We start from the raw sequence: 21945 nt of genomic DNA, 5'->3' as shown, positions 1-21945 counted from the left end.
AACAGAATGTAGCGGGGCCGTTCTCCGCCGAGGACACGGACACCGCCGTTATGACTCGGTGGGTGTTGCGGCGGGGTCCGCCGGCAAGTGACGCCAGTACTCGAACTACGTGCGTTCGATCCCCTCGCCGGCGGCCTCCTAGGGCCGCGAGCTGATCGGAAGAACACCTCGCAACTATCAGCATTTCTGCGGCGCTTGTGAATAGACCGTCAGAGCTAATTTCGGCTAGGCCAGGGTCTAGTTCGCGCGGGGAAGAGAACAGAATCCTCCACCGAGTCAGTCCGTCGCGCTCGCATCATCCTAAAGACAACAGACCGCATCCGGGACGCTTTTCTCCGACCAGCAACGATCTGTTGCCAGAATCACGGCCTTCGGCGAGAGCCGTTCGGCTCCGTTGAATCGTGTCCGCAACGTACCGATACCATCGACGTCCATGACGAGCAGCACGAAGAACGACACTGCCGACCACACCGCGGAACCGGCTGCCGAGCACACCATCGACATCCACACCACCGCCGGCAAGCTGGCGGATCTGCGCAGGCGCACCGAGGAGACCTTGCACCCGGTCGGTGAGGCCGCCGTCGAGAAGGTTCACGCCAAGGGCAAGCTGACCGCCCGGGAGCGGATATACGCGCTGCTCGACGAGGGCTCGTTCGTGGAGCTGGACGCGCTGGCCCGGCACCGCAGCACCAACTTCGGCCTCGAGCAGAAGCGCCCGCTGGGCGACGGCGTGGTGACGGGATACGGCACCATCGAGGGCCGCGACGTGTGCATCTTCTCCCAGGACGCGACGGTGTTCGGCGGCAGCCTCGGCGAGGTGTACGGCGAGAAGATCGTCAAGGTGCAGGACCTGGCCATCAAGACCGGCCGGCCGCTCATCGGCATCAACGACGGCGCCGGCGCGCGGATCCAGGAGGGCGTCGTCTCCCTGGGGTTGTACGGCGAGATCTTCCACCGAAACATCCTGGCGTCAGGCGTCATCCCGCAGATCTCGCTGATCATGGGCGCCGCGGCGGGCGGACACGTCTACTCCCCCGCGCTCACCGACTTCGTCGTGATGGTCGACCAGACCAGCCAGATGTTCATCACCGGCCCCGACGTGATCAAGACCGTCACCGGCGAGGACGTCACGATGGAGGAACTCGGCGGCGCGCACACCCACATGGCCAAGTCTGGCACCGCACATTACGTCGCTTCCGGCGAGCAGGACGCGTTCGACTATGTGCGCGACCTGCTGTCGTATCTGCCGCCCAACAACTACGCCGATCCGCCCGTCTACCCCGTGCCGGTTCCCGAAGGCGCCATCGAGGACAACTTGACCGCCGAAGACCTCGAGCTGGACACGCTTATTCCGGACTCGCCGAACCAGCCCTACGACATGCACGAGGTGATCACCCGGATCCTCGACGACGACGAGTTCCTCGAGGTTCAGGCCGGATACGCCGCGAACATCATCGTCGGCTTCGGCCGCATCGAGGGGCGGCCGGTCGGCATCGTCGCGAACCAGCCGACCCACTTCGCCGGCTGTCTGGACATCAACGCGTCGGAGAAAGCGGCCCGGTTCGTCCGGACCTGCGACTGCTTCAACATCCCGATCATCACGCTGGTCGACGTGCCCGGCTTCCTTCCCGGCACCGACCAGGAATACAACGGCATCATCCGCCGCGGCGCCAAGCTGCTGTACGCCTACGGCGAGGCGACCGTCGCCAAGATCACCGTCATCACGCGCAAGGCGTACGGCGGTGCCTACGACGTGATGGGGTCCAAGCACATGGGCGCCGACGTCAACGTCGCCTGGCCGACCGCGCAGATCGCGGTCATGGGTGCTTCCGGCGCGGTGGGCTTCGTCTACCGCCAGCAATTGGCCGAGGCCGCCCGCAACGGCGAGGACGTCGAGGCGCTGCGGCTCAAGCTGCAGCAGGACTACGAGGACACGCTGGTCAACCCGTACATCGCCGCGGAGCGCGGCTACGTCGACGCGGTGATCCCCCCGTCACACACGCGTGGGTACATCGCGACCGCACTGCGGCTGCTGGAACGCAAGATCACTCAGATGCCGCCGAAGAAGCACGGCAACATCCCGCTCTGAGCGGAGGAACGAGCCATGACAGATCAGCCAGGGGAACCGAACGAAACGGCCGCCGCGACGGCGCACGTCGACATCCACATCGAGCGCGGCAAGCCCACCGACGAGGACATCGCTGCGCTGGTGGCGGTGCTGGGTGGCGCCTCCGGCGGCACGCTCGCGCCCACGGTCAAAGAACGCAACCTGTGGGGTCATCCCGTCAGCAAGCTGCGCTATGCGATTTTCTCGTGGGAGCGCGTCACGTTGCTGGAACGGACGTATATGCGCCGATGACCCGGGTGGTGCTCGGGTCGGCCTCGTCGGGGCGGCGAAAGGTCTTGCGCCAGGCGGGGATTGAGCCTCTCGTCGTGGTTTCCGGTGTCGACGAGGACGCGGTGATCGCCGCGCAAGAAGATGGCCCGCCGGAGATGGTCACCACCGCGCTGGCGACCGCGAAAGCCGAAGACGTCGTCGCTCGGCTCGACGCAGCCGTCACCGCCGATTGCGTTGTGATTGGCTGTGATTCGATGCTCTACTGCGACGGGCGCCTGCGGGGCAAGCCGTCGTCGCCAGCGGAAGCCAAACAGCAGTGGCAGACGATGGCCGGTCACACCGGTGACCTTCACACCGGCCACTGCCTGATTCGGCTGTACGACAACGAGATTGCGTATCAAAGTGCTGAAACGCTAGTTACCACAGTGCATTTCGCGAATCCATCGGAGGACGAGCTCGATGCCTACGTGGCCAGTGGCGAACCGCTGAACGTCGCCGGGGGGTTCACGATCGACGGCCTCGGCGGCTGGTTCGTCGACGCCGTCGACGGTGACCCGTCGAGCGTGACCGGCATCAGCCTGCCGCTCACCCGCCGACTGCTGGCCCGCGCCGGCTTGTCGATACCGGCGCTGTGGGCCGCCAACCCTGTGACCTGACCGCGAATTCAACGCTGAGCAGGGAAAGACCGAGTGGATATCGCCATAGCGTTGAACTCGGCGCGATCTCACCCGCGCTAGGCTCGTTGACGTGCCATTGCCTCCCGATCCCAGCCCTGAACTGCAGTCCTACGCCCACCCCGAGCGGTTGGTCACCGCCGACTGGCTGGCGTCGCACCTCGGCGCGCCCGGACTGGCCGTGGTCGAGTCCGACGAGGACGTGCTGCTCTACGACGTCGGCCACATCCCCGGCGCGGTGAAGATCGACTGGCACACCGACCTCAATGACCCCCACGTGCGCGACTACATCGACGGCGAGCAGTTCGCCGCGCTGATGGACTCCAAGGGCATCAGCCGCGACGACACCGTCGTCATCTACGGCGACAAGAGCAACTGGTGGGCTGCATACGCCCTGTGGGTCTTCACGTTGTTCGGCCACCCTGATGTGCGGCTGCTCGACGGCGGTCGCGACCTATGGATCTCGAGCGGGCGCGAAACCACGCTGGAGGTCCCCGACCGGCGTTCCAGCGGTTATCCGGTGGTGCAGCGCAACGATGCCCCGATCCGGGCGTACAAGGACGACGTGCTGGCCGCACTCGGCAAGCAGCCGCTGATCGACGTGCGCTCGCCGCAGGAGTACACCGGCGAGCGCACTCACATGCCCGACTACCCCGAAGAGGGCGCACTGCGCGGCGGCCACATCCCTACTGCGGTGTCGATTCCGTGGGCGAAGGCCGCGCAGGACAACGGCACCTTCCGCAGCCGCGAGGAGCTCGAGGAGCTGTACGGCTTCCTCGAGCCGGACAGCGAAACGATTGTGTACTGCCGCATCGGCGAACGCTCCAGCCACACCTGGTTCGTACTCACGCATCTGCTCGGCCTGCCCAAGGTGCGTAACTACGACGGCTCGTGGACGGAATGGGGCAACACGGTGCGGGTGCCGATCGTCGCGGGGCCTGAGCCAGGCGGGGTGCCCGGCTCCCGATGACGTCGACGCTTCCGGCTCCGCTGGCCGAGGTGGTGTCCGACTTCCGCGAGGTGGAGGGCCAGGACAAGCTCAAGCTGCTGCTGGAGTTCGCCGACGAGCTGCCGCCGCTGCCCGCCGAGCTGGAAGAGGCCGCGATGGAGCCGGTGCCCGAATGCCAGTCGCCGCTGTTCTTGCATGTCGACGCCGGCAACCGCGACGACGTGCGGCTATTCTTCAGCGCCCCCGCAGAAGCCCCCACCACCCGCGGATTCGCGTCGATCTTGGCCACCCTCGATCACCAGCCTGCCGACGACATCCTGGCGGTACCCGACGACTTCTACACCGAACTGGGGCTGGCTGCGTTGATCAGTCCGCTGCGGCTGCGCGGCATGTCGGCGATGCTGGCTCGCATCAAGCGGCACCTGCGCGCCGGTTGAACTCGGCGTCGGCTACATTCTTAAAGACTTCTCTTAGAGAGACCAGCAACCCGACCAGCCAGGAGGCGCAGTGCCTAGTCACGCCAGTTCACGGATCTCGAAGGTGCTCGTCGCCAACCGCGGTGAGATCGCGGTCCGAGTGATCCGGGCGGCGCGAGACGCAGGACTCGAAAGCGTGGCCGTCTACGCCGAGCCTGACGCCGACGCGCCGCACGTACGGTTGGCCGACGAGGCGTTCGCGCTGGGCGGCCAGACGTCTGCCGAGTCCTACCTGGACATCGAAAAGCTCCTTGACGCCGCCCGCAAATCCGGCGCCAACGCCGTCCACCCCGGCTACGGGTTCCTGTCCGAGAACGCCGACTTCGCGCAGGCCGTCATCGATGCCGGGCTGATCTGGATCGGGCCCAGCCCGCAGTCCATCCGCGACCTCGGCGACAAGGTCACCGCCCGCCACATCGCCGCCCGCGCGCAGGCACCGCTGGTGCCGGGCACGCCGGACCCGGTCAAGGATGCCGACGAGGTGGTGGCGTTCGCGCGGGAGTACGGCGTCCCGATCGCCATCAAGGCCGCGTTCGGCGGCGGCGGCAAGGGCATGAAGGTGGCCCGCACCATCGAGGAGATCCCCGAGCTCTACGAATCGGCCGTCCGCGAGGCCACGGCGGCGTTCGGCCGCGGCGAGTGCTTCGTCGAACGCTACCTGGACAAGCCGCGCCACGTGGAGGCGCAGGTGATCGCCGATCAGCACGGCAACGTGATCGTCGCCGGCACCCGCGACTGCTCGCTGCAGCGCCGCTTCCAGAAGCTGGTCGAGGAGGCGCCGGCGCCGTTCCTCACCGACGCGCAGCGCAAGGAGATCCACGAGTCGGCCAAGCGGATCTGCAAGGAGGCCCACTACTACGGCGCGGGCACCGTCGAGTACCTGGTCGGCCAGGACGGCCTGATCTCGTTCCTCGAGGTCAACACCCGGCTGCAGGTCGAGCATCCGGTCACCGAGGAAACCGCAGGCATTGACCTGGTGCTGCAGCAATTCAAGATCGCCAACGGTGAGAAGCTCGACCTCACCGAGGATCCGACGCCGCGCGGCCACGCGATCGAATTCCGCATCAACGGAGAGGACGCCGGACGCAACTTCCTGCCTGCCCCCGGCCCCGTCACCAAGTTCCATCCGCCCAGCGGCCCCGGCGTCCGGTTGGACTCGGGCGTCGAGACCGGTTCGGTGATCGGCGGGCAGTTCGACTCGATGCTGGCCAAGCTGATCGTGTACGGCGCCGACCGCGACGAGGCGTTACGACGCGCGCGCAGGGCTCTCGCCGAGTTCGAGGTCGAAGGCCTCGCGACGGTGATCCCGTTCCACCGCGCGGTGGTCAGCGATCCGGCGTTCATCGGCGACGGCGAAAGCTTCTCGGTGCACACCCGCTGGATCGAGACCGAATGGAACAACACCGTCGAGCCGTTCACCGGCGGCGAACCGCTCGACGAGGACGAGAGCCTGCCACGGCAGAAGGTGGTTGTCGAGGTGGGCGGCCGCCGGCTCGAGGTGTCGCTGCCGGGCGATCTCGCGTTGGGTAATGGCGCCGCTGCCAGCAGTGCGAGCCCCGGCATCCTTCGCAAGAAGCCCAAGCCGCGCAAACGCGGCTCGCACGGCGGTGCCGGTACCGCCTCCGGTGATGCGGTGACTGCACCGATGCAGGGCACCGTGGTCAAGGTCGCGGTGGAAGAGGGCCAGGAAGTCAGCACCGGCGATCTGATCGTGGTGCTCGAGGCGATGAAGATGGAGAACCCGGTGACCGCCCACAAGGACGGCACCGTCACCGGGCTGGCCGTCGAGCCAGGCGCCGCGATCACTCAGGGCACCGTGCTGGCGGAGATAAAGTAACGCGCACACTCGTCGGCGCGCTTGGTTCCCAGCGCCTCACCGGGGCAGGCCACAGAGTGCCAAGGCCCTGGAAACGCCGAAATCACTACTGCCACAATCCAACGCGCGTCTGGACCGATCGAGATCCACGGACTGTTCTTCAGATGTCGTATCGCCGAGCGGTGATCAGGCATGTCGGCCAGCAACACCGCGGTTCCGCGGCTGCGTCCCGTCCCGTTTAATCAGGCAATTCTGGCCAGGAAACTATCGGCGGCGCAAACCTTTTGCGCTTAGACAGGATGGTTGATTCGGACAATTCAGCCACGATTGCACGCTGCTGATAAGACCCTAAGAAGACGGCCGACCATCATCATTTCTGGTTGTTTGTCGGTCAGCGCGGTAGTAGTGTCAGGCGCAGGGTTGAGTTCACAGCCTGAGCGGAACGTCTCGGGTAGTGCAGGTTTCGAACTCCCTGCTCGTGGGGCCAGTGCCCGACCGCTCCGCCGCTATGCGACACCCTCGAACAGATGAGGTCGTCAATGACTGTTGTTCACAACGCCAAACTCTCCACTACCGGGAGGTCCGGCTATCTCGCCCAATTCTCCGCCCCCGGGGTGTGCTTAGCCGCCCACCCATATGCCGGCGCGATAGTAATTGCGGCCACCGGGGAGTTGGACGCGTCCAACATCCACCACCTCGCCGATTTCACCCAGCGCAGCATCAGCGAGCACAGACCGCTGGTGATGGACTTGAGTCAACTGGATTTCCTTGGGGCACAATGCCTTCCATGCCTCCTCGACATCGCAGAGAACTGCGAGCGCAGCGGCATCGAATGGGCGCTGGTGCCCGGCCATGCCGTGCAGCGATTGCTGCGGGTGTGTGACAAAGGCACGCGTTTGCCTGCGGTGTCGTCGATTGACAAAGCGCTGCAAGGCTTTTCAGACCCAGTACGGGCTCGCAGCCTATTTCAACTCGTCACGGAGTCGGGCTAAGGTCCGCGCCAACAACCGCGACACGTGCATCTGCGAGATCCCGACCCGCTCGGCGATCTGGCTCTGAGTCAGCGACTCGAAGAAGCGCAGCACGATCACCGTCCGCTCACGCTCCGGCAGCGCGTCGAGCAGCGGCCGCAGCGCCTCGTGATTCTCGATGCGGTCGAGGTTCGCGTCGTGGCTACCCAGCGTCTCGGTGAGCGGCGGGCTGTCCTCGTCGCCACCGCCCCCACCGCTGTCCATGGACAGCGTGTTGTAGCCGCTGCCGGCGATCAGCGCCTCGACCACTTCTTCGCGGTCCAGGTCGAGTTCGGCGGCCAACTCTGACGGCGTCGGCGCCCGGCCCAGCCGTTGCGACATCTCAGCAGTGGCACTGCCGAGCTGCAGATGCAGCTCCTTGAGTCGGCGGGGCACCTTGACCGCCCAGCTGTTGTCGCGGAAGTGGCGACGGACTTCCCCCATGATCGTCGGCACCGCGAACGACACGAAGTCGCTGCCGCACTCGACGTCGAACCGGTTCACCGCGTTCACCAGTCCGAGGCGAGCCACCTGCGCGATGTCCTCGCGCGGTTCGCCCCGGCCGTCGAAGCGGTGCGCGATGTGCTCCGCGAGCGGCATGCACCGTCGCACGATCTTCTCCCGGGCCCGTTCCCGTTCCTGCGAGTCCGCCGGTAGGGCGTTCATCTCCCGGAACATCTCCGGTACGTCGGCGTATTCAGAACGGGTTCGCGGTGACGAACTCTCTTTCACCTGGTGGAGTCCAGCCGTCTCGCGGTCATCGTGATCCCGAAGACGCGTCCGGGGCCCGTGACGTCGGCACCGTCACGGAACGTCTCCACGTCGTCGGTGAGCGAACTGATGACATGCCAACTGAAGGTTCCCGGTCGCAGCACGTTTTCTTCGACGCACGGCGCCGACACGGAAACCCAGAGGTCGTGCGCACGCGGACGCACGGTCACCGTCAAGCGACAGTCCGGCGCCGCAGAGCGAATCAACGCGGTACACGCCTCGTCGAGCGCCAGCCGTAGATCAGCCACGGCGTCGAGATCCAGGTCCTCGAGGGTGCCGAGCGCGGTCACGAGCGCCCGGATCACCGCAAGGCTCTCCAGCCGGGCGGGTACTCGGAATTCAACCGGCTGGCCGTGCGCCGCCGGCACAGGGTGGTCGTCAGCCTCGGACATCTGGCCTCCTGGCATCGGCATGAGAATACCCTTCCACCGCTGGCCATCCGTCACGACGACCCTCTCGAGCGAGAATGAAACCGCACGAGAGAGGGTATTACCCCGCCGTGCATCACCCCGCACCGACCGAGGTCACCGCCCCCGCGTCGCAGGCGCTTCGCAGCGTCGCCGCGGTAGTGGCGGTCGTGGCCTTGGTTTTGGGCCTGCTGGTGATCGGTGTCTACGCGGAAGTGGTCGTGGACCTGATGCCGCAGATGCAATGACCGGCGCCGGAGACGTCGTGTCGTCGCTTCGTTCTGGTTCATCACCGCCCCGGATACCCGGCCTCAACCGCCAGTTAAACGGCGACGTTTGAGGCGTAGCTCTCAGTGGAAGGAAGACCTGCGTGAGGCTGCGCCGAACCACCGTCGGCGGCCCTGGCGTGTGACGCGTCCGCCGGGGCCGCGGCTTCTCTTATGTGGACTCCGACGGCAATCCGGTGACCGACTCCCAAACGCTGGAGCGCATCGACGGTCTCGTCATCCCGCCCGCATGGAAGAACGTCTGGATCTGCCCGTACCCGAACGGCCACATCCAGGCGGTCGGGACCGACGCGGCCGGCCGCAAGCAGTACATCTACCACCAGCGCTGGCAACAAGAACGCGCCGAGGAGAAGTACGACCGGACCCTGAGTCTGGCCAAACGGCTCCCGGACTGGCGCACGCACGTGGTCGCCGATCTGCGTGGACGCGGTTTGCATTGCGCCCGGGTGCTCGGGGTCGCGCAGCGGCTACTCGACCGCGGATACTTCCGCGCCGGCGGCGAGGAATACGCCCAGGAGAACGGGAGTTTCGGCTTGGCCACGCTGCGCCGCGAGCATGTGCGCGTGCGCCGCGACAGCGTCGAGTTCGACTATCCCGCCAAGAGCGGCGTGCAGCGCACGATCGAGATCGACGACCCGCTTGTGGTGCGTGCCGTGCGGTCGCTGATGCGCGCGCAGAGTCCCTATCCGCGGCTGCTGGTGTACCGCACGGACGACGGTGAATGGGTGGAGATGCACGCCGAGGACGTCAATGCCCGCTTCCGCGAGCTGGTCGGTGACGAGTACAGCATCAAGGACCTGCGGACATGGCACGGCACTGTGCTGGCGGCCGAGGCGTTCGCGCATTCCCCGGAGCCGACGAGCAAGACCGCGCGCAAGCGCGCGGAAGCCGCCGTGATGAAGGTGGTCGCCGGGGAACTGGGCAACACCCCGGCTGTGGCGCGGGCGTCGTATGTCGACCCACGGGTGGTACAGGCGTACGAGGACGGGTTGACCATTGCGCCGGCCATCCGGCGTGCCCAGCGGCACCGCTCGCAGTCGATTCGCCAGGAAATGATCGAGAAGGCCACCTGCCAGCTGATCCACCGCGTGGAGAAGGGGCGCTGAGCCCCGCACGTCACCCTCGGCCGCGCCGGTCCAGGCGGTCAAAGAGACCCATCTCACTTTTCGTCGGTCCGCTTGACGGGAAACCCTCCCTCTTGAACGCCGAATGAGGAGGAAACGTCATGGCTGATCACAAGTCGGGTCCGCAAGAGGCCATCCGCGGCATCATCGAAGGTGTCCTCGGCCAGGTCAAACAGTTCGTTGGTTCGATCCTCGGGCGGGGCGACCTCGTCCGTGAAGGCGAAGCCCAGCAGGACAAGGCCGACGCGCAGCGCGATGCCGCCAAGAAGGAGGCGCAGGCCGAGAAGGCCCGGGCCACCGCCAAGACCCAGGAGAAGCGCGAGCGCTCAGCTCAACGGTAAGCACTAGCAACGACGAAAGACCCCAGGTATCGCCTGGGGTCTTTCGTCATTTCGCGGACCGCGTTGAGCCCCAATCACTCTGGTGTCGTGCTGTTCGTCACACGACTGGAGATCGACCGTCGACCCGGAATATAGTTACCCTATCTAATGTTCCCCAATTTTGCGTAACGCGTCTCGAAGTCGTGAACCCCATTAAGGATTGTGATGTCGACCGATTCCTCCGAACAGCGCCTTGAGCGCCGGATCGCCGAGCTCTGCGCCACCGACCGGCAATTCGCCGACGCGCGGCCCAGCGAGGCCGTCAACGCCGCGATCGAGCAGCCCGGGCTGCGGTTGCCGCAGATTGTGCAGGCAGTGACAGACGGGTACGCCGATCGGCCCGCGCTGGGCCAGCGTGCCGTCGACTACGTCACCGATCCGCACACCGGCCGCACCTCGATCCGACTTCTCCCCCGCTTCGACCACGTCACTTACCGGCAGCTGGCCGAAGCAGCGTCCGCCATCACGAATGCACTTGCGGCTCAACCTGTCTCGCCCGGCGACCGCGTAGCGATGCTCGGCTTCACGAGCGTGGACTACACGATCTTCGACGTCGCGCTGATTCGCCTTGGCGCCGTTGCGGTTCCGCTGCAAACCAGCGCAGCCGTCGAGCAGCTGCGGCCCATCGTCGCCGAGACCCAGCCGGTGGTCGTCGCATCCAGCATCGACTACCTCGCGGACGCCGTCGAGCTGGTGCTCTCCGGACACGCACCGAAGCGGCTGGTGGTCTTCGACTTCCACTCGCAGGTGGACGAGCAACGGGAGGCTTTCCACGCCGCCAAGGCCAAGCTCGCCGAGGCCGGCAGCCGCACCGTGCTCTCCACACTGGCCGAGATCATCGAACGCGGGGAGAAACTCTCCGACGTGCCCGCGGCGGTATTCGAGGACGACGATCCGCTACGGCTGCTCATCTACACGTCCGGCAGCACCGGCGCGCCCAAGGGCGCGATGTACCCGGAGCGGCTGGTGGCCAACGGCTGGCGACGTGCCGCACGCGCCAATTGGGGTCAGCACGCCGTCGCCCCGTCGATCGTCCTGAGCTTCTTACCGATGAGCCACATGATGGGCCGCGGCATCCTCTACGGCGCGTTGGGCAACGGCGGCACCGTGTACTTCGCTGCCAAGAGCGACCTGTCGACCTTCCTCGACGACCTGGCGCTGGTCCGTCCCACCCAGCTCAGCTTCGTGCCGCGGATCTGGGACATGCTGTATCAGCAATTCCGCAGCGAAGTAGACCGCCGCCTCGCGGCCGGCGCCGACGAAACCGCCGTCGAAGCCGACGTGATGGCCGAGCTGGCACGCGATGTCATCGGCGGCCGCTACGTCACCGCGATGACCGGCTCGGCGCCCATGTCACCGGAGATGAAGGCGTGGGCCGAAGCGTTGCTCGGCATCCACCTCGTCGACGGCTACGGCTCGACCGAGGCGGGCGGGGTGTTCGTCGACGGCAAGGTGCAGAGGCCACCGGTGATCGACTACAAACTCGCCGACGTGCCCGATCTCGGCTACTTCCGCACCGATCGCCCTCATCCCCGCGGCGAGCTGCTTATCAAGTCAGAAGATCTGATTCCCGGCTACTACAAGCGGCCCGACGTCACCGCCGAGATGTTCGACGCGGACGGCTACTACCACACCGGCGACATCGTCGCCGAGATCGCACCGGACCACTTGGAGTATGTGGACCGGCGAAACAATGTGCTCAAGCTGTCGCAGGGCGAATTCGTCACGGTCTCGAAGCTCGAGACGGTGTTCGGCGACAGCCCGCTGGTGCGTCAGATCTACGTCTACGGCAACAGCGCGCGCTCGTACCTGCTGGCGGTGATCGTGCCGACCGAGGATGCGTTGGCCCGCTACAGGATCGACGAGTTGAAGCCGGCCATCAGCGACTCGCTGCAGAAGGTTGCTAAGGCCGCCGGACTTCAGTCATATGAGATCCCACGTGATTTCATCGTCGAGACAACGCCTTTCAGCCTGGAGAACGGTCTGCTGACCGGAATTCGCAAGCTGGCGCGACCCCAACTGCGCGAACGCTACGGCGATCGGCTGGAGCAGCTTTACGTGGAGTTGGCCGAAGGTCAGGCCGACGAACTGCGCGAGCTGCGGCGCGGTGGCGCCGACGCCCCGGTGCTTCAGACGGTGACCCGGGCAGCCGGTGCGCTGCTGGGCTCGGCCGCAGCCGACCTGTCCCCCGACGCTCACTTCACCGATCTGGGCGGAGACTCGTTGTCCGCGTTGACTTTTGCCAATCTGCTGCATGAAATCTTCGAGGTCGACGTGCCGGTGGGCGTGATCGTCAGCCCGGCCACCGACCTCGCCGCGCTGGCCGACTACATCACCACCGAACGGCAAGGCAGCAAGCGCCCGACGTTCGCGTCGGTGCACGGCCGCGACGCCACCGAGGTGCATGCGCGCGACCTGACGCTGGACAAGTTCATCGACGAGGCCACGCTGTCCGCGGCTGCCGCACTGCCGGGGCCGAGGCCTCAGGTGCGCACGGTGCTGCTCACCGGGGCCACCGGATTTCTGGGCCGGTACCTTGCGCTGGAGTGGCTGGAGCGGATGGAACTGGTCGACGGCAAGGTGATCTGCCTGGTGCGTGGCAAGTCCGACGAGGATGCGCGCCGCCGGCTGGATAGAACATTCGACAGCGGCGATCCGCAACTGCTGCGCCACTACCGCGAGCTGGCCGCCGACCACCTCGAGGTGCTCGCTGCCGACAAGGGCGAGCCCAATCTCGGTCTGGCGCAAGCAGATTGGCAACGCCTGGCCGAGACGGTCGACGTGATCGTCGACCCGGCCGCCTTGGTCAACCACGTGCTGCCCTACAGCCAGTTGTTCGGCCCCAATGCGCTGGGCACCGCCGAGCTGATCCGGCTTGCGCTGACCGCACGGCTCAAGCCGTTCACCTATGTGTCGACCATCGGCGTGGGCGCCGGCATCAAGCCCGGTGATTTCACCGAGGACGCCGACATCCGGGACATCAGCGCGACCCGCAAGGTCGACGACAGCTACGCCAACGGCTACTCGAACAGCAAATGGGCCGGCGAGGTGCTGCTGCGGGAGGCACACGATCTGTGCGGTCTGCCCGTCGCGGTCTTCCGCTGCGACATGATACTGGCCGAGACCCGCTACGCCGGCCAGCTGAACCTGCCCGACATGTTCACCCGGCTGATGCTGAGCCTGGTGGCGACCGGCATCGCACCCGAGTCGTTCTACGAACTCGACGCCGACGGGAATCGGCAGCGGGCCCACTATGACGGGCTGCCAGTCGATTTCATCGCCGAGGCGATCGCCACCTTGGGCGCCCAGGCGGGCGACGGGTTCGACACCTACCACGTGATGAACCCGTACGACGACGGCATCGGGCTCGACGAGTACGTCGACTGGCTGATCGAGGCGGGCTACCCGGTGCAACGGGTCGGCGACTACGCGACATGGCTACAGCGGTTCGACATCGCGCTGCGTGCGCTGCCCGACCGTCAGCGGCAGGCCTCGCTGCTTCCGCTGCTGCACAACTACCAGCAGCCCGACAAGCCGCTGCGCGGGTCGATGGCACCCACCGACAAGTTCCGTGCGGCGGTGCAGAACGCGAAGATCGGCCCCGACAAGGACATCCCGCACGTGACGCCGCAGATCATCGTCAAGTACGCGACGGACCTCCAGCTACTCGGCCTGCTGTGATCCACGCCTGGCGACCGAGAAGTTTCGCGGCCTAAGTAGCTGGCTAACCTGACCGGCGTGGTACACGCCGAAAGCCCGGAAGCCAGTGCCGACCACCCCGATCGGCTCGACGCCGGCCTGCTGAAGATCGCCGGGGTATGTGTGCTGGCCGCGATCATGACGATCCTCGACACCACGGTCGTCAGCGTCGCGCAGCGCACGTTCATCGAGCAGTTCGACTCCAGCGAGGCCGTGGTCGCGTGGACCATGACCGGCTACACGCTTGCGCTGGCCGCTGTCATCCCGCTCACCGGCTGGGCGGCCGACCGGTTCGGCACCAAGCGGCTGTTCATGGGGTCGATCGTGCTGTTCACCGCAGGATCGCTGCTGTGCGCAATGGCTCACACGATCACCTTGCTGGTCATCTTCCGGGTGATCCAGGGTCTCGGCGGCGGCATGCTGATGCCGCTGACGTTCACGATCCTCACGCGGGAGGCGGGCCCTAAACGGCTGGGCCGGTTGATGGCGGTGCTCGGCGTGCCGATGTTGCTGGGACCAGTCGGCGGGCCGATCCTGGGCGGCTGGCTGATCGACTCCTACAGCTGGCCGTGGATTTTCTTGATCAACGTTCCGATCGGCGTTGTCGCGTTCGTGCTGGCCGGTGTCGTGTTCGCCAAAGACCAACCGTCGCCGTCGGAATCATTCGACCTCGTCGGAATGCTCCTGCTGTCGCCGGGCTTGGCGAGCTTCCTCTACGGCGTGTCCTCACTTCCCGACCGCGGCTCGGTCACCGACGCCCACGTCTGGATCCCCGGCACCATCGGCATCGCGCTGATCGCCGGGTTCGTCCTGCACGCGCTGCGCGGCACCGACCATCCGCTGATCGACCTACGGCTCTTCGCCGACCGGCTTGTGACCGTCGCCAACCTCGCCATGCTCTTCTTCGCGGCGGCGTTCTTCGGCGCGACCTTGTTGTTGCCCAGCTACTTTCAGCAGCTGCTGCACCAGACGCCGCTGCAGTCGGGCTTGCACCTGATCCCCCAAGGCCTCGGCGCGATGTTGACAATGCCGATCGCCGGCCGGTTGATGGACCGTGACGGGCCGAAACGAATTGTGCTGCTCGGTATTTCCTTGATGGTCGCCGGTATGGGCGTGTTCGCCTACGGCGTTTGGAGCCAGCGGGACTACTTCCCGCTGCTGCTGATCGGACTGCTGGCCGTCGGAATGGGCATGGGCTGCACCATGATGCCGCTGTCCGGGGCGGCGTTGCAGACGCTGAACCCTCATCAGGTGGCGCGCGGATCCACGCTGATCAACGTCAACCAGCGGGTCGCCGGCTCCATCGGCACCGCGATCACGTCGGTGATCCTGACCCACCAAATCAACAGCAGCGCCACGCTGACGGCCGCCAACCGGCTGCAGTCGCTGCAGCAGGACGCCGCCCGCCGCCACGCCCCTATCGATCCTGCGCTGATTCCGGACGCGGTACGCCGGCCCGACTTCATGACCGCGGTCACCCACGAGTTGTCCCATGCCTACACCGTGGTGTTCGCCGTGGTGGTCGCGATCGTCGCGCTGGCATACATCCCGGCATTGTGGCTGCCCCGCACACCGCCGAAGACCGCAGACGACCAGCCGGCCCCTGCCGCGATGGCGCACTGACACCGAAGCAGTTCGCGCGGCTGCGTCGATCCGGCAACCGCAGTGCCGCTGCTGCCCGCAGCGTGAAACGATGACCTCGTGGACCTCGTGACGAGGAACAACATCAACATCGTGGGCTCGCCGGACGGGCCGACGGTCATGCTGGCGCACGGCTTCGGCTGCGATCAGAACCTGTGGCGGTTCGTCGCCGCCACACTGGCACCGCAGTTTCGGGTCGTTCTGTTCGACCACGTCGGGTCAGGCGGGTCCGACCCGGCGGCGTGGGATCCCGACCGGTACTCGTCGCTGGCCGGCTACGCCGCGGACATCGTCGAGCTCGTGCGCGAACTGGACTTGCACGACGTGGTGTTCGTCGGGCATTCGGTGGCCGCGATGATGGGCGTGCTGGCGGTCGCCGAGGAGCCGGCCAGATTCGCCAAGCTCGTGCTCGTGGCGCCGTCGCCGCGCTACCTCGACGACGACGGCTACCACGGCGGCTTCTCCCGCGCCGACATCGACGAACTGCTGGCGTCACTGGAGACCAACTACCTCGGTTGGTCGCATGCGATGGCGCCAGTGATCATGGGGGCGCCTGACCGCCCGGAGTTGGCTGACGAGCTGGCCGAGACGTTCTGCCGCACCGACCCGGATTGTGCTCGGGTGTTCGCCCGAGCCACCTTCCTGTCCGACAATCGCGCCGACTTGGCCGGCGTGCCGGTGCCCACCCTGGTGCTCGAATGCGCCGAGGACGCGATCGCACCTCGTGCCGTCGGCGCGTATGTGCACCAGCACATCGGCGGTAGCACGCTGGTCACTCTGGATACCACCGGCCACTGCCCTCAGCTCACCGCTCCCGAGGCGACCGCCGCCGCGATCGCGGCGTTCGCCCGGGCATGACTTTCCAGGAGCTTGGCGAGGACGTCGAAGACCTCTATGCCAACGCGCCGTGCGGATACCTCGTCGCACGCGCCGACCGCCGCATCGTCGCGGTCAACGCCACCTTGGCGCGGTGGCTTGGTTATGACGCCGCCGCGCTGATCGGCCGGCCCTACACCGACCTGTTCACTGTCGGCGGCCGCATCCACCACGAGACACATTTCGCGCCGCTGCTGCGATTGAACGGCGAAATCGGTGGTCCCGCAATGGATCTGGTGGCCGCCGACGGCCGCCGACTGCCGGTCCTGTTGTCGGCAAAAGTCAGAGAAGACGACCACGGGCGGCCCGCACGCATTCGGATCGCCGTGTTCGACGCGCAAGAGCGCCGCTCGTACGAGAAAGAGCTGCTGCAGGCCCGCACCCGGGCAGAGCAGGAACGCGCGCGCGCCGTCGAACTGGCCACGACACTGCAGCGCTCGTTGCTGCCGTCGGCACTGCGGCCCCCGGACGGCCTGCAGGCTGCTGCCTACTATCACGCCGCCTCGGCCGAAGAGGTCAGCGGTGACTTCTACGACTTGTTCCCGCTCTCGCCGCACAAGTGGGCATTTTTCATCGGCGACGTCTGCGGCAAAGGCGCCGAGGCGGCGGCGGTCACGTCGATGGCCCGCTACGCGCTGCGCACAGCGGCGGTGCTCGACGACGAACCGATCGCGGTGCTGCGCAACGTGAACAGCGTGCTCGAGCACGAGCCGCTCGAGGGCTATGTCCGGTTCTGCACAGTGATCTTCGGGGTGATGACGCGCCACGGCAGCGGTTTCGAGGTCACTTTGGCCAGCGGCGGGCATCCGCCTGCGCTGTTGCTGAGCGGCGACGGCGGAGTCGAGCCGCTGAGCACGGCGGGTGGCCAGCCGCTCGGCATCCTCGCCGACGTGCGGTTGGTGCACCGTCGCCTTCACCTCGGCACCGGCGACACCCTGGTGCTCTACACCGACGGGCTGACCGAGGCGCGCACCGGCACCGGCACCGAGCGTTTCGACGACGACGGCGCGCTGGTGACATTCGCGTCGGCGCGCAGCCCCACCACCGCCGATCGCATCGTCGACGACATCCGGTCGCTGCTGACGCACCTCGGCCCGGGTGTGGAAGACGACGTCGCGGTACTGGCGCTGACCGTGTCCAGCTAGTAGCCGCCCACTCTTCCGTTACCGACGTAAGTCAGCTCTGAATCGCTGATCGTCTTGGCGCTCAACAGGTTACGGGTATCGACGACGATCGCGCCGGCGGCGGCGTTGCGCCCGATGACCGACCAGTCGAGCTCGGCGAACTCGGACCACTCCGTGAGTACGACGATCGCGTCGGCGTCCTTGGCGGCGACGTACGGGTCGCTGGCTGTCGGCACCGGAACACTTCGGCGATCCATGCTCTCCAGTCGCGGGTCGTAGGCCGTCACCTGTGCGCCGCTTCGTGCCAACTCCGCGCAGATTGCCAAGGCCGGCGACTCACGAATGTCGCTGGTGCCTGCCTTGAACGTCAAACCCAGGACCGTGATCCGCACGTCGGCCAGCGGCCGGCCTAGCCGTCGGCGCAGGGTCGTCACGATCCGCGCCCGCTGTGCCTCGTTGGTGGCGCGGGCCGACTCGACTTCGCGCATCGGGACGCCGTGGCAGCGTCCGGTGTGCAGCAGAGCGGCGGTGTCCTTCGGCAGACACGAGCCACCCCAGCCCGGTCCGGGCATCAGGAACGCGGGCCCGATCCGCGGGTCAGCGCCCATGCAGCGCGCGATGTCTTCGATGTCGGCGCCCACCCCCCCGCACAACTCGGCCAGCGAGTTCACGTACGAAAGCTTCACGGCGAGAAAGGCATTGCTCGCATACTTCGCCAACTCGGCGCTCTCCAGCGTCATCCGCAGCACCGTGTCGGTATCGCCGGCATAGACCCGCGCCAGCAGGTCACCGGCCCGCCGTGCCCGCGGGCCGTCGGGCAGGCCGATCACCACGCGGTCGGGGTGGCAGAAGTCGTAGATCGCGTGACCCTCGCGCAGGAACTCGGGATTGGACACCGTCACGATGCCGTGGTCACCCAGGCGCCCGCTCAGCCGCCGGCAGGTGCCCACGGGCACCGTGGACTTGACCGCAACCACCGCGCCGGGCGCGAGCACCTCGCCCAACCCGTTGGCGCACGACTCGACCGCCGAAGTGTCCGCGCTGCCATCGGGATTCGTCGGTGTGGGCACGCAGACGAACACCACGTCGCGGTCCGCCAGCGCTCGATAGTCGTCGGAGAACCGCAGCGTTCCGCCGTCGAGGCCGGAGCTCAGCAACTCGTCGAGCCCAGGCTCGTCGATCACCGCGACTCCGTGCGACAGTTGTTCGACGCGGCGGGGATCGCTATCCACGCACACCGTGTCGAAACCCTTGGCCGCCAAGCACACTGCACTGGTCAACCCGACGTAGCCGGCACCCACCACACCTACCGCAATCGCCATCACGCGGCCTCCGGCAGAATCGAGCGGCATGCGTCGAGAACCCGCGCGGGGGTGATGAGCAGCAGCCCGGGATGCGGGCGGTCCGCGTGCGGATCGCCACGGTCGCCTGCCCATAGTGTGACGTGCGGGCCCCGGCCGCGCGGTCCCCAGCGGCTCGGCGGCGTCGGCCCGAACAACAGCACCGACGGCGTGCCGGTCGCGGTGGCGATGTGGCCGACGCCGGTGTCGCCGCAGATCAGCAGCCGGCAGTCGGCGATCAACGCGACCATGCCCAGTACGTCCAATTCACCTGCGACAACGGCGGTTTCGTCGAGTCCAGCCTGCGCGGCCACGGCACCGGCCAGCTCCCGCTCGGCTGCCGAGCCGGTGATCACAATCCGATGGCCGGCGGCGTGCAGGGCCGCGGCGACCGCGGCGAACCGGTCGGGTGGCCACCGGCGTGACGCGGCGGCAGCTCCGGGATGGATGACGACGACGTCGCGGTGGTACGGGTAGCCGGCTGGACGCCCGAGCCCGAGGTCTTCGGGATCGCAGGCGATGCGGGCTGCGCCAAGCAGCGCACACCACCGGTCGACCTCGTGCAGCTCTTCGCGCCACGGCGGACCGGACACTTGGGGATATGTCGGATTGCGATGGGAGACAAGCTGTTTGGGCTGCGTCGACACCAGGTCTGCGATGCTTTCCGGCCCCCGGCCGTGCAGGTTCACCGCCAACTCCGGTGGTGGTCCGTCCCAGTGCAATTCGCCTAGTCCGGCGGTCGGCAGCACGTCGTTCACGGCGCCGCTGAACAGGGCGAGCGGCGCGAGATCGGCTCGGGTGGCCAACACGATGTGCGCGACCGGAAACGCTCTGCGCAGGCCGCGCAGCGCGGGAATGCCGGTGAGCAGGTCGCCGAGCCCGAGCGCCCGCAGCACCAGCACGGTTCCGCCGGGATCGGCCAGTGTCACGGCCACGACGACTCCTCGGAGGAGCACACGACCATTTCCCGGATTTCGCTTCCTTGCGGCTGACTGAGCGCGAACACCACTGTTTCGGCGACATTGTCGGGATCGTTGAGTTTGGCGTCCGGTGGCGGCTTGTACTGCTCGTCGCGACCGTCGAAGAACGCGGTGGCCATGCCGCCGGGGATCAGCAGCGTCACACCGACGTCACCGGCCAGTTCCGCGGCCAACGCCCGCGTGAAGCCGACCACGCCGAACTTGGACGCGCAGTACGCGGTCGCGTCGCTGACCGCCTTGATGCCCAGCGTCGAAGCGCACGTGACGATCCGGCCGTGGGTGGCTTTCAGATACGGCAATGCGCTGCGCACCACCGCCGCGGTGCCGAGCAGATTGACATGCAGCACCCGCTCCCAATCCTTGGCCGCAACGGTGTCCAGCCGCCCGCACTTGTCGGTGCCCGCGGCGGTGAACACGCCGTGCAGTTGGCCGTCGACGGATTCGGCAAGCTCGGTGACGGCCGAGTGCACCGTCTCGGTATCGGCGAGATCGGCCCAGGTCCAAGGGATTTCGCCGACCGGCTGGACAATGTCGATCACCAGCGGGTTGCCGCCGTGGCGCTGTACCGCGCGCACGGTCGCCGCGCCCAGTCCTGATGCGCCGCCGGTGATCAGCACGTTGCCGAGTCGTCCGGATTGCGTCATGCGTCTGCCTTCCTTCGGTGCAGCTAGTTCAGCGGGTGGCTTCTATCAACTTCGACGACGAATAGCCGGGTACCGTCGGCAACAGCACCACCTCGCCGCCGTGCCGGGCTACCACGTCGGCTTCGGGCAGCTCGACGCCGGTGTAGTCGCCGCCCTTCACCCAGATGTCGGGCCGCAGCCGCTCCAGCGCGGCGGCCGGGGAATCCTCGTCGAAGATCGCGACGCCGTCCACGCACGCAAGCGCGCCCAGCACCCGCGCCCGGTCAGCGGCCGGCACCACGGGGCGTCCAGGCCCCTTCAGCGCCCGTACCGACGCGTCCGAATTGATCAGCACCACAAGGGCGTCGCCGAGCTCGCGGGCGCGTCGCAACAGCCGGACGTGGCCGGTGTGCAGCAGGTCGAAGCACCCTCCGGCGGCCACCAGCGTGCCGCCGCGCTGCCTCACTTTGTCGGCCAGCGCAAGCACCGCCGGCATACCGGTGACGGCGGCAGCGGTGGGCGCCATGCCGAAGTCCGACGGCATCGGCATCGCACTCGACACGCCGGCGGCGCCGCCGGCCGCCACGAACCGCGAGGCCGCGTCGACGGCTGCGGCGGTGGCGGCGAGGGCATGCTTACCCTCGCCGAGTGCGATCGCCGCCGCAACCGTGTACCGGTCGCCCGCACCACAGGTGTCGGTGCGGCCCAAGCCGCCTACCGCCGGTGCCGGCACGTGTTTGACGACGTGCTCGGCGTCGGAGAACAACGCGCCGCGTGCACCCAGTGTCACACTCACCGCGTCGGTGCGCCATCGCTCACGCAGGGCCGCCGCGATCCGGCTGTGGGTGCGGGCGCTCTGGGAAAACTGTTGTGCTTCAGTCTCGTTCGGCGTGGCCAGCGCACAGCCGGGCACCGGCGCCGCGCCGCGGGGATGCGGGTCCCACACCACGGGCACGTCCGCGGCCAGACCGGTCAGCACGTCGCGAAGTTGCGGATGCGCTGCGACGCCGCGTCCGTAGTCGGCGACGCACACCGCTGCGGCGGTCCGCAGCACGTCGGCAACCTCGGCGGGCAGCGGGTCGGCAGCCGCGACACCGTCGCCGTGGTCCACTCGCACCACCGACTGCCCGGCCGCGCGGATGCGGACCTTGCTGACCGTCGTGCCGGTGAGCGGCAGCCCGACCACCCGGATCTCGGGATGTTCGGAGGCGAACAGCCCGGCCAGGGAGCGCCCCGCCGCGTCGTCCGCCGTCGCGGTCACCAGCACCACGTCGGGGTGCGCGCGCGCCGCAAGCACCGCGGCCAGACCCGCGCCGCCGGGCCGGTGCCAGATACGGTCCGGTTCCACCACCGGCACCGGCGCCTCCGGTGACAGCCGCCGCGCCGACCCGTCGACGTCCACGTCGAGCATCGAATCGCCAATGATCACA

General features: G+C 67.3%; 19 protein-coding genes and 1 pseudogene. 14 read left to right on the top strand and 6 right to left on the bottom strand.

Annotated features, from left to right (window positions below; translation table 11 throughout):
- Positions 1-433 precede the first annotated feature (433 nt).
- The 7 genes from AC5Y39_RS08890 (at position 434) to AC5Y39_RS08860 (ending at position 7245) form a co-directional block, all read left to right on the top strand.
- Positions 434-2089, top strand: a complete 1656-nt coding sequence (locus AC5Y39_RS08890; protein ID WP_500018051.1) for an acyl-CoA carboxylase subunit beta — start codon at positions 434-436, stop codon at positions 2087-2089.
- Between the two features lie 15 nt (positions 2090-2104).
- The gene (locus tag AC5Y39_RS08885) at positions 2105-2359 is read left to right on the top strand and encodes an acyl-CoA carboxylase subunit epsilon (RefSeq protein WP_500018049.1); all 255 of its coding nucleotides are present in this window, start codon (positions 2105-2107) and stop codon (positions 2357-2359) included.
- Positions 2356-2994, top strand: a complete 639-nt coding sequence (locus AC5Y39_RS08880) for a Maf family protein (protein WP_500018047.1) — start codon at positions 2356-2358, stop codon at positions 2992-2994. The genes AC5Y39_RS08885 and AC5Y39_RS08880 overlap by 4 nt, the downstream gene beginning before the upstream one ends.
- Positions 2995-3085: 91 nt before the next feature.
- The gene (locus AC5Y39_RS08875; protein WP_500018045.1) at positions 3086-3982 is read left to right on the top strand and encodes a sulfurtransferase; all 897 of its coding nucleotides are present in this window, start codon (positions 3086-3088) and stop codon (positions 3980-3982) included.
- Positions 3979-4398 carry a SufE family protein gene (locus AC5Y39_RS08870; RefSeq protein ID WP_499907602.1) on the top strand — a complete coding sequence of 140 codons (420 nt, stop codon included), beginning with the start codon at positions 3979-3981 and terminating at the stop codon, positions 4396-4398. The genes AC5Y39_RS08875 and AC5Y39_RS08870 overlap by 4 nt, the downstream gene beginning before the upstream one ends.
- Before the next feature lie 70 nt (positions 4399-4468).
- Positions 4469-6274, top strand: a complete 1806-nt coding sequence (locus tag AC5Y39_RS08865) for an acetyl/propionyl/methylcrotonyl-CoA carboxylase subunit alpha (protein ID WP_500018043.1) — start codon at positions 4469-4471, stop codon at positions 6272-6274.
- Positions 6275-6792: 518 nt separating this feature from the next.
- Positions 6793-7245, top strand: coding sequence for an STAS domain-containing protein (locus AC5Y39_RS08860; RefSeq protein WP_500018041.1), 453 nt, complete (start codon positions 6793-6795; stop codon positions 7243-7245).
- Here the strand turns inward: AC5Y39_RS08860 and AC5Y39_RS08855 are convergent.
- On the bottom strand, positions 7216-7941 hold the full coding sequence (locus AC5Y39_RS08855; RefSeq protein WP_500018388.1) for a SigB/SigF/SigG family RNA polymerase sigma factor: 726 nt from the start codon (positions 7939-7941) through the stop codon (positions 7216-7218). The genes AC5Y39_RS08860 and AC5Y39_RS08855 overlap by 30 nt on opposite strands.
- Before the next feature lie 50 nt (positions 7942-7991).
- Positions 7992-8426 carry an ATP-binding protein gene (locus AC5Y39_RS08850; protein ID WP_500018039.1) on the bottom strand — a complete coding sequence of 145 codons (435 nt, stop codon included), beginning with the start codon at positions 8424-8426 and terminating at the stop codon, positions 7992-7994.
- A gap of 107 nt (positions 8427-8533) precedes the next feature.
- Here AC5Y39_RS08850 and AC5Y39_RS08845 point away from each other — a divergent pair, with 107 nt between their 5' ends.
- From AC5Y39_RS08845 to AC5Y39_RS08815, 7 genes and pseudogenes are all read left to right on the top strand, one after another.
- Positions 8534-8689 carry a hypothetical protein gene (locus AC5Y39_RS08845; protein ID WP_500018037.1) on the top strand — a complete coding sequence of 52 codons (156 nt, stop codon included), beginning with the start codon at positions 8534-8536 and terminating at the stop codon, positions 8687-8689.
- Between the two features lie 122 nt (positions 8690-8811).
- A pseudogene (locus tag AC5Y39_RS08840) lies at positions 8812-9834 on the top strand (DNA topoisomerase IB).
- Positions 9835-9953: 119 nt separating this feature from the next.
- The gene (gene mbp1 / locus AC5Y39_RS08835) at positions 9954-10193 is read left to right on the top strand and encodes a microaggregate-binding protein 1 (RefSeq protein ID WP_499951544.1); all 240 of its coding nucleotides are present in this window, start codon (positions 9954-9956) and stop codon (positions 10191-10193) included.
- Positions 10194-10397: 204 nt separating this feature from the next.
- Positions 10398-13913, top strand: coding sequence for a carboxylic acid reductase (gene car, locus AC5Y39_RS08830; protein WP_500018033.1), 3516 nt, complete (start codon positions 10398-10400; stop codon positions 13911-13913).
- Between the two features lie 57 nt (positions 13914-13970).
- Positions 13971-15554, top strand: coding sequence for a DHA2 family efflux MFS transporter permease subunit (locus AC5Y39_RS08825; protein ID WP_500018031.1), 1584 nt, complete (start codon positions 13971-13973; stop codon positions 15552-15554).
- Positions 15555-15632: 78 nt separating this feature from the next.
- Positions 15633-16430 (top strand): alpha/beta fold hydrolase, encoded by a 798-nt coding sequence (locus AC5Y39_RS08820; protein WP_500018029.1) that lies wholly within the window; start codon positions 15633-15635, stop codon positions 16428-16430.
- Positions 16427-17593, top strand: a complete 1167-nt coding sequence (locus tag AC5Y39_RS08815; protein ID WP_500048206.1) for a PP2C family protein-serine/threonine phosphatase — start codon at positions 16427-16429, stop codon at positions 17591-17593. The genes AC5Y39_RS08820 and AC5Y39_RS08815 overlap by 4 nt, the downstream gene beginning before the upstream one ends.
- Here AC5Y39_RS08815 and AC5Y39_RS08810 read toward each other — a convergent pair.
- From AC5Y39_RS08810 to AC5Y39_RS08795, 4 genes are read right to left on the bottom strand one after another with little or no spacing between them, the layout of a single operon-like run.
- Positions 17590-18924 (bottom strand): UDP-glucose dehydrogenase family protein, encoded by a 1335-nt coding sequence (locus AC5Y39_RS08810; protein WP_500018025.1) that lies wholly within the window; start codon positions 18922-18924, stop codon positions 17590-17592. The two genes, AC5Y39_RS08815 and AC5Y39_RS08810, sit on opposite strands and share 4 nt — an antisense overlap.
- Complete coding sequence (locus tag AC5Y39_RS08805) at positions 18894-19847, bottom strand: glycosyltransferase family 9 protein (RefSeq protein WP_500018023.1); 954 nt, start codon at positions 19845-19847, stop codon at positions 18894-18896. Before AC5Y39_RS08805 ends, AC5Y39_RS08810 begins: the two co-directional genes overlap by 31 nt.
- Positions 19838-20536, bottom strand: a complete 699-nt coding sequence (locus AC5Y39_RS08800) for an SDR family oxidoreductase (RefSeq protein WP_500018021.1) — start codon at positions 20534-20536, stop codon at positions 19838-19840. Before AC5Y39_RS08800 ends, AC5Y39_RS08805 begins: the two co-directional genes overlap by 10 nt.
- A gap of 28 nt (positions 20537-20564) precedes the next feature.
- On the bottom strand, positions 20565-21944 hold the full coding sequence (locus AC5Y39_RS08795; protein ID WP_500018019.1) for a PfkB family carbohydrate kinase: 1380 nt from the start codon (positions 21942-21944) through the stop codon (positions 20565-20567).
- Position 21945: the final 1 nt, after the last annotated feature.

The sequence above is a fragment of the Mycobacterium sp. NGS39 genome, assembly GCF_059812765.1.
The sequence above is the reverse complement of the archived record's forward strand: the minus strand, read 5'-3'. Positions and strand labels throughout refer to the sequence as shown.

What these genes read in the sequence shown, in the direction of transcription:
- AC5Y39_RS08890 (WP_500018051.1), top strand. Translation starts at nt 434, where the DNA reads ATGACGAGCAGCACGAAGAACGACACTGCCGACCACACCGCGGAACCG.
- AC5Y39_RS08885 (WP_500018049.1), top strand. Translation starts at nt 2,105, where the DNA reads ATGACAGATCAGCCAGGGGAACCGAACGAAACGGCCGCCGCGACGGCG.
- AC5Y39_RS08880 (WP_500018047.1), top strand. Translation starts at nt 2,356, where the DNA reads ATGACCCGGGTGGTGCTCGGGTCGGCCTCGTCGGGGCGGCGAAAGGTC.
- AC5Y39_RS08870 (WP_499907602.1), top strand. Translation starts at nt 3,979, where the DNA reads ATGACGTCGACGCTTCCGGCTCCGCTGGCCGAGGTGGTGTCCGACTTC.
- AC5Y39_RS08860 (WP_500018041.1), top strand. Translation starts at nt 6,793, where the DNA reads ATGACTGTTGTTCACAACGCCAAACTCTCCACTACCGGGAGGTCCGGC.
- AC5Y39_RS08855 (WP_500018388.1), bottom strand. Translation starts at nt 7,941, where the DNA reads ATGTTCCGGGAGATGAACGCCCTACCGGCGGACTCGCAGGAACGGGAA.
- AC5Y39_RS08850 (WP_500018039.1), bottom strand. Translation starts at nt 8,426, where the DNA reads ATGTCCGAGGCTGACGACCACCCTGTGCCGGCGGCGCACGGCCAGCCG.
- mbp1 (WP_499951544.1), top strand. Translation starts at nt 9,954, where the DNA reads ATGGCTGATCACAAGTCGGGTCCGCAAGAGGCCATCCGCGGCATCATC.
- car (WP_500018033.1), top strand. Translation starts at nt 10,398, where the DNA reads ATGTCGACCGATTCCTCCGAACAGCGCCTTGAGCGCCGGATCGCCGAG.
- AC5Y39_RS08815 (WP_500048206.1), top strand. Translation starts at nt 16,427, where the DNA reads ATGACTTTCCAGGAGCTTGGCGAGGACGTCGAAGACCTCTATGCCAAC.
- AC5Y39_RS08810 (WP_500018025.1), bottom strand. Translation starts at nt 18,924, where the DNA reads ATGCCGCTCGATTCTGCCGGAGGCCGCGTGATGGCGATTGCGGTAGGT.
- AC5Y39_RS08800 (WP_500018021.1), bottom strand. Translation starts at nt 20,536, where the DNA reads ATGACGCAATCCGGACGACTCGGCAACGTGCTGATCACCGGCGGCGCA.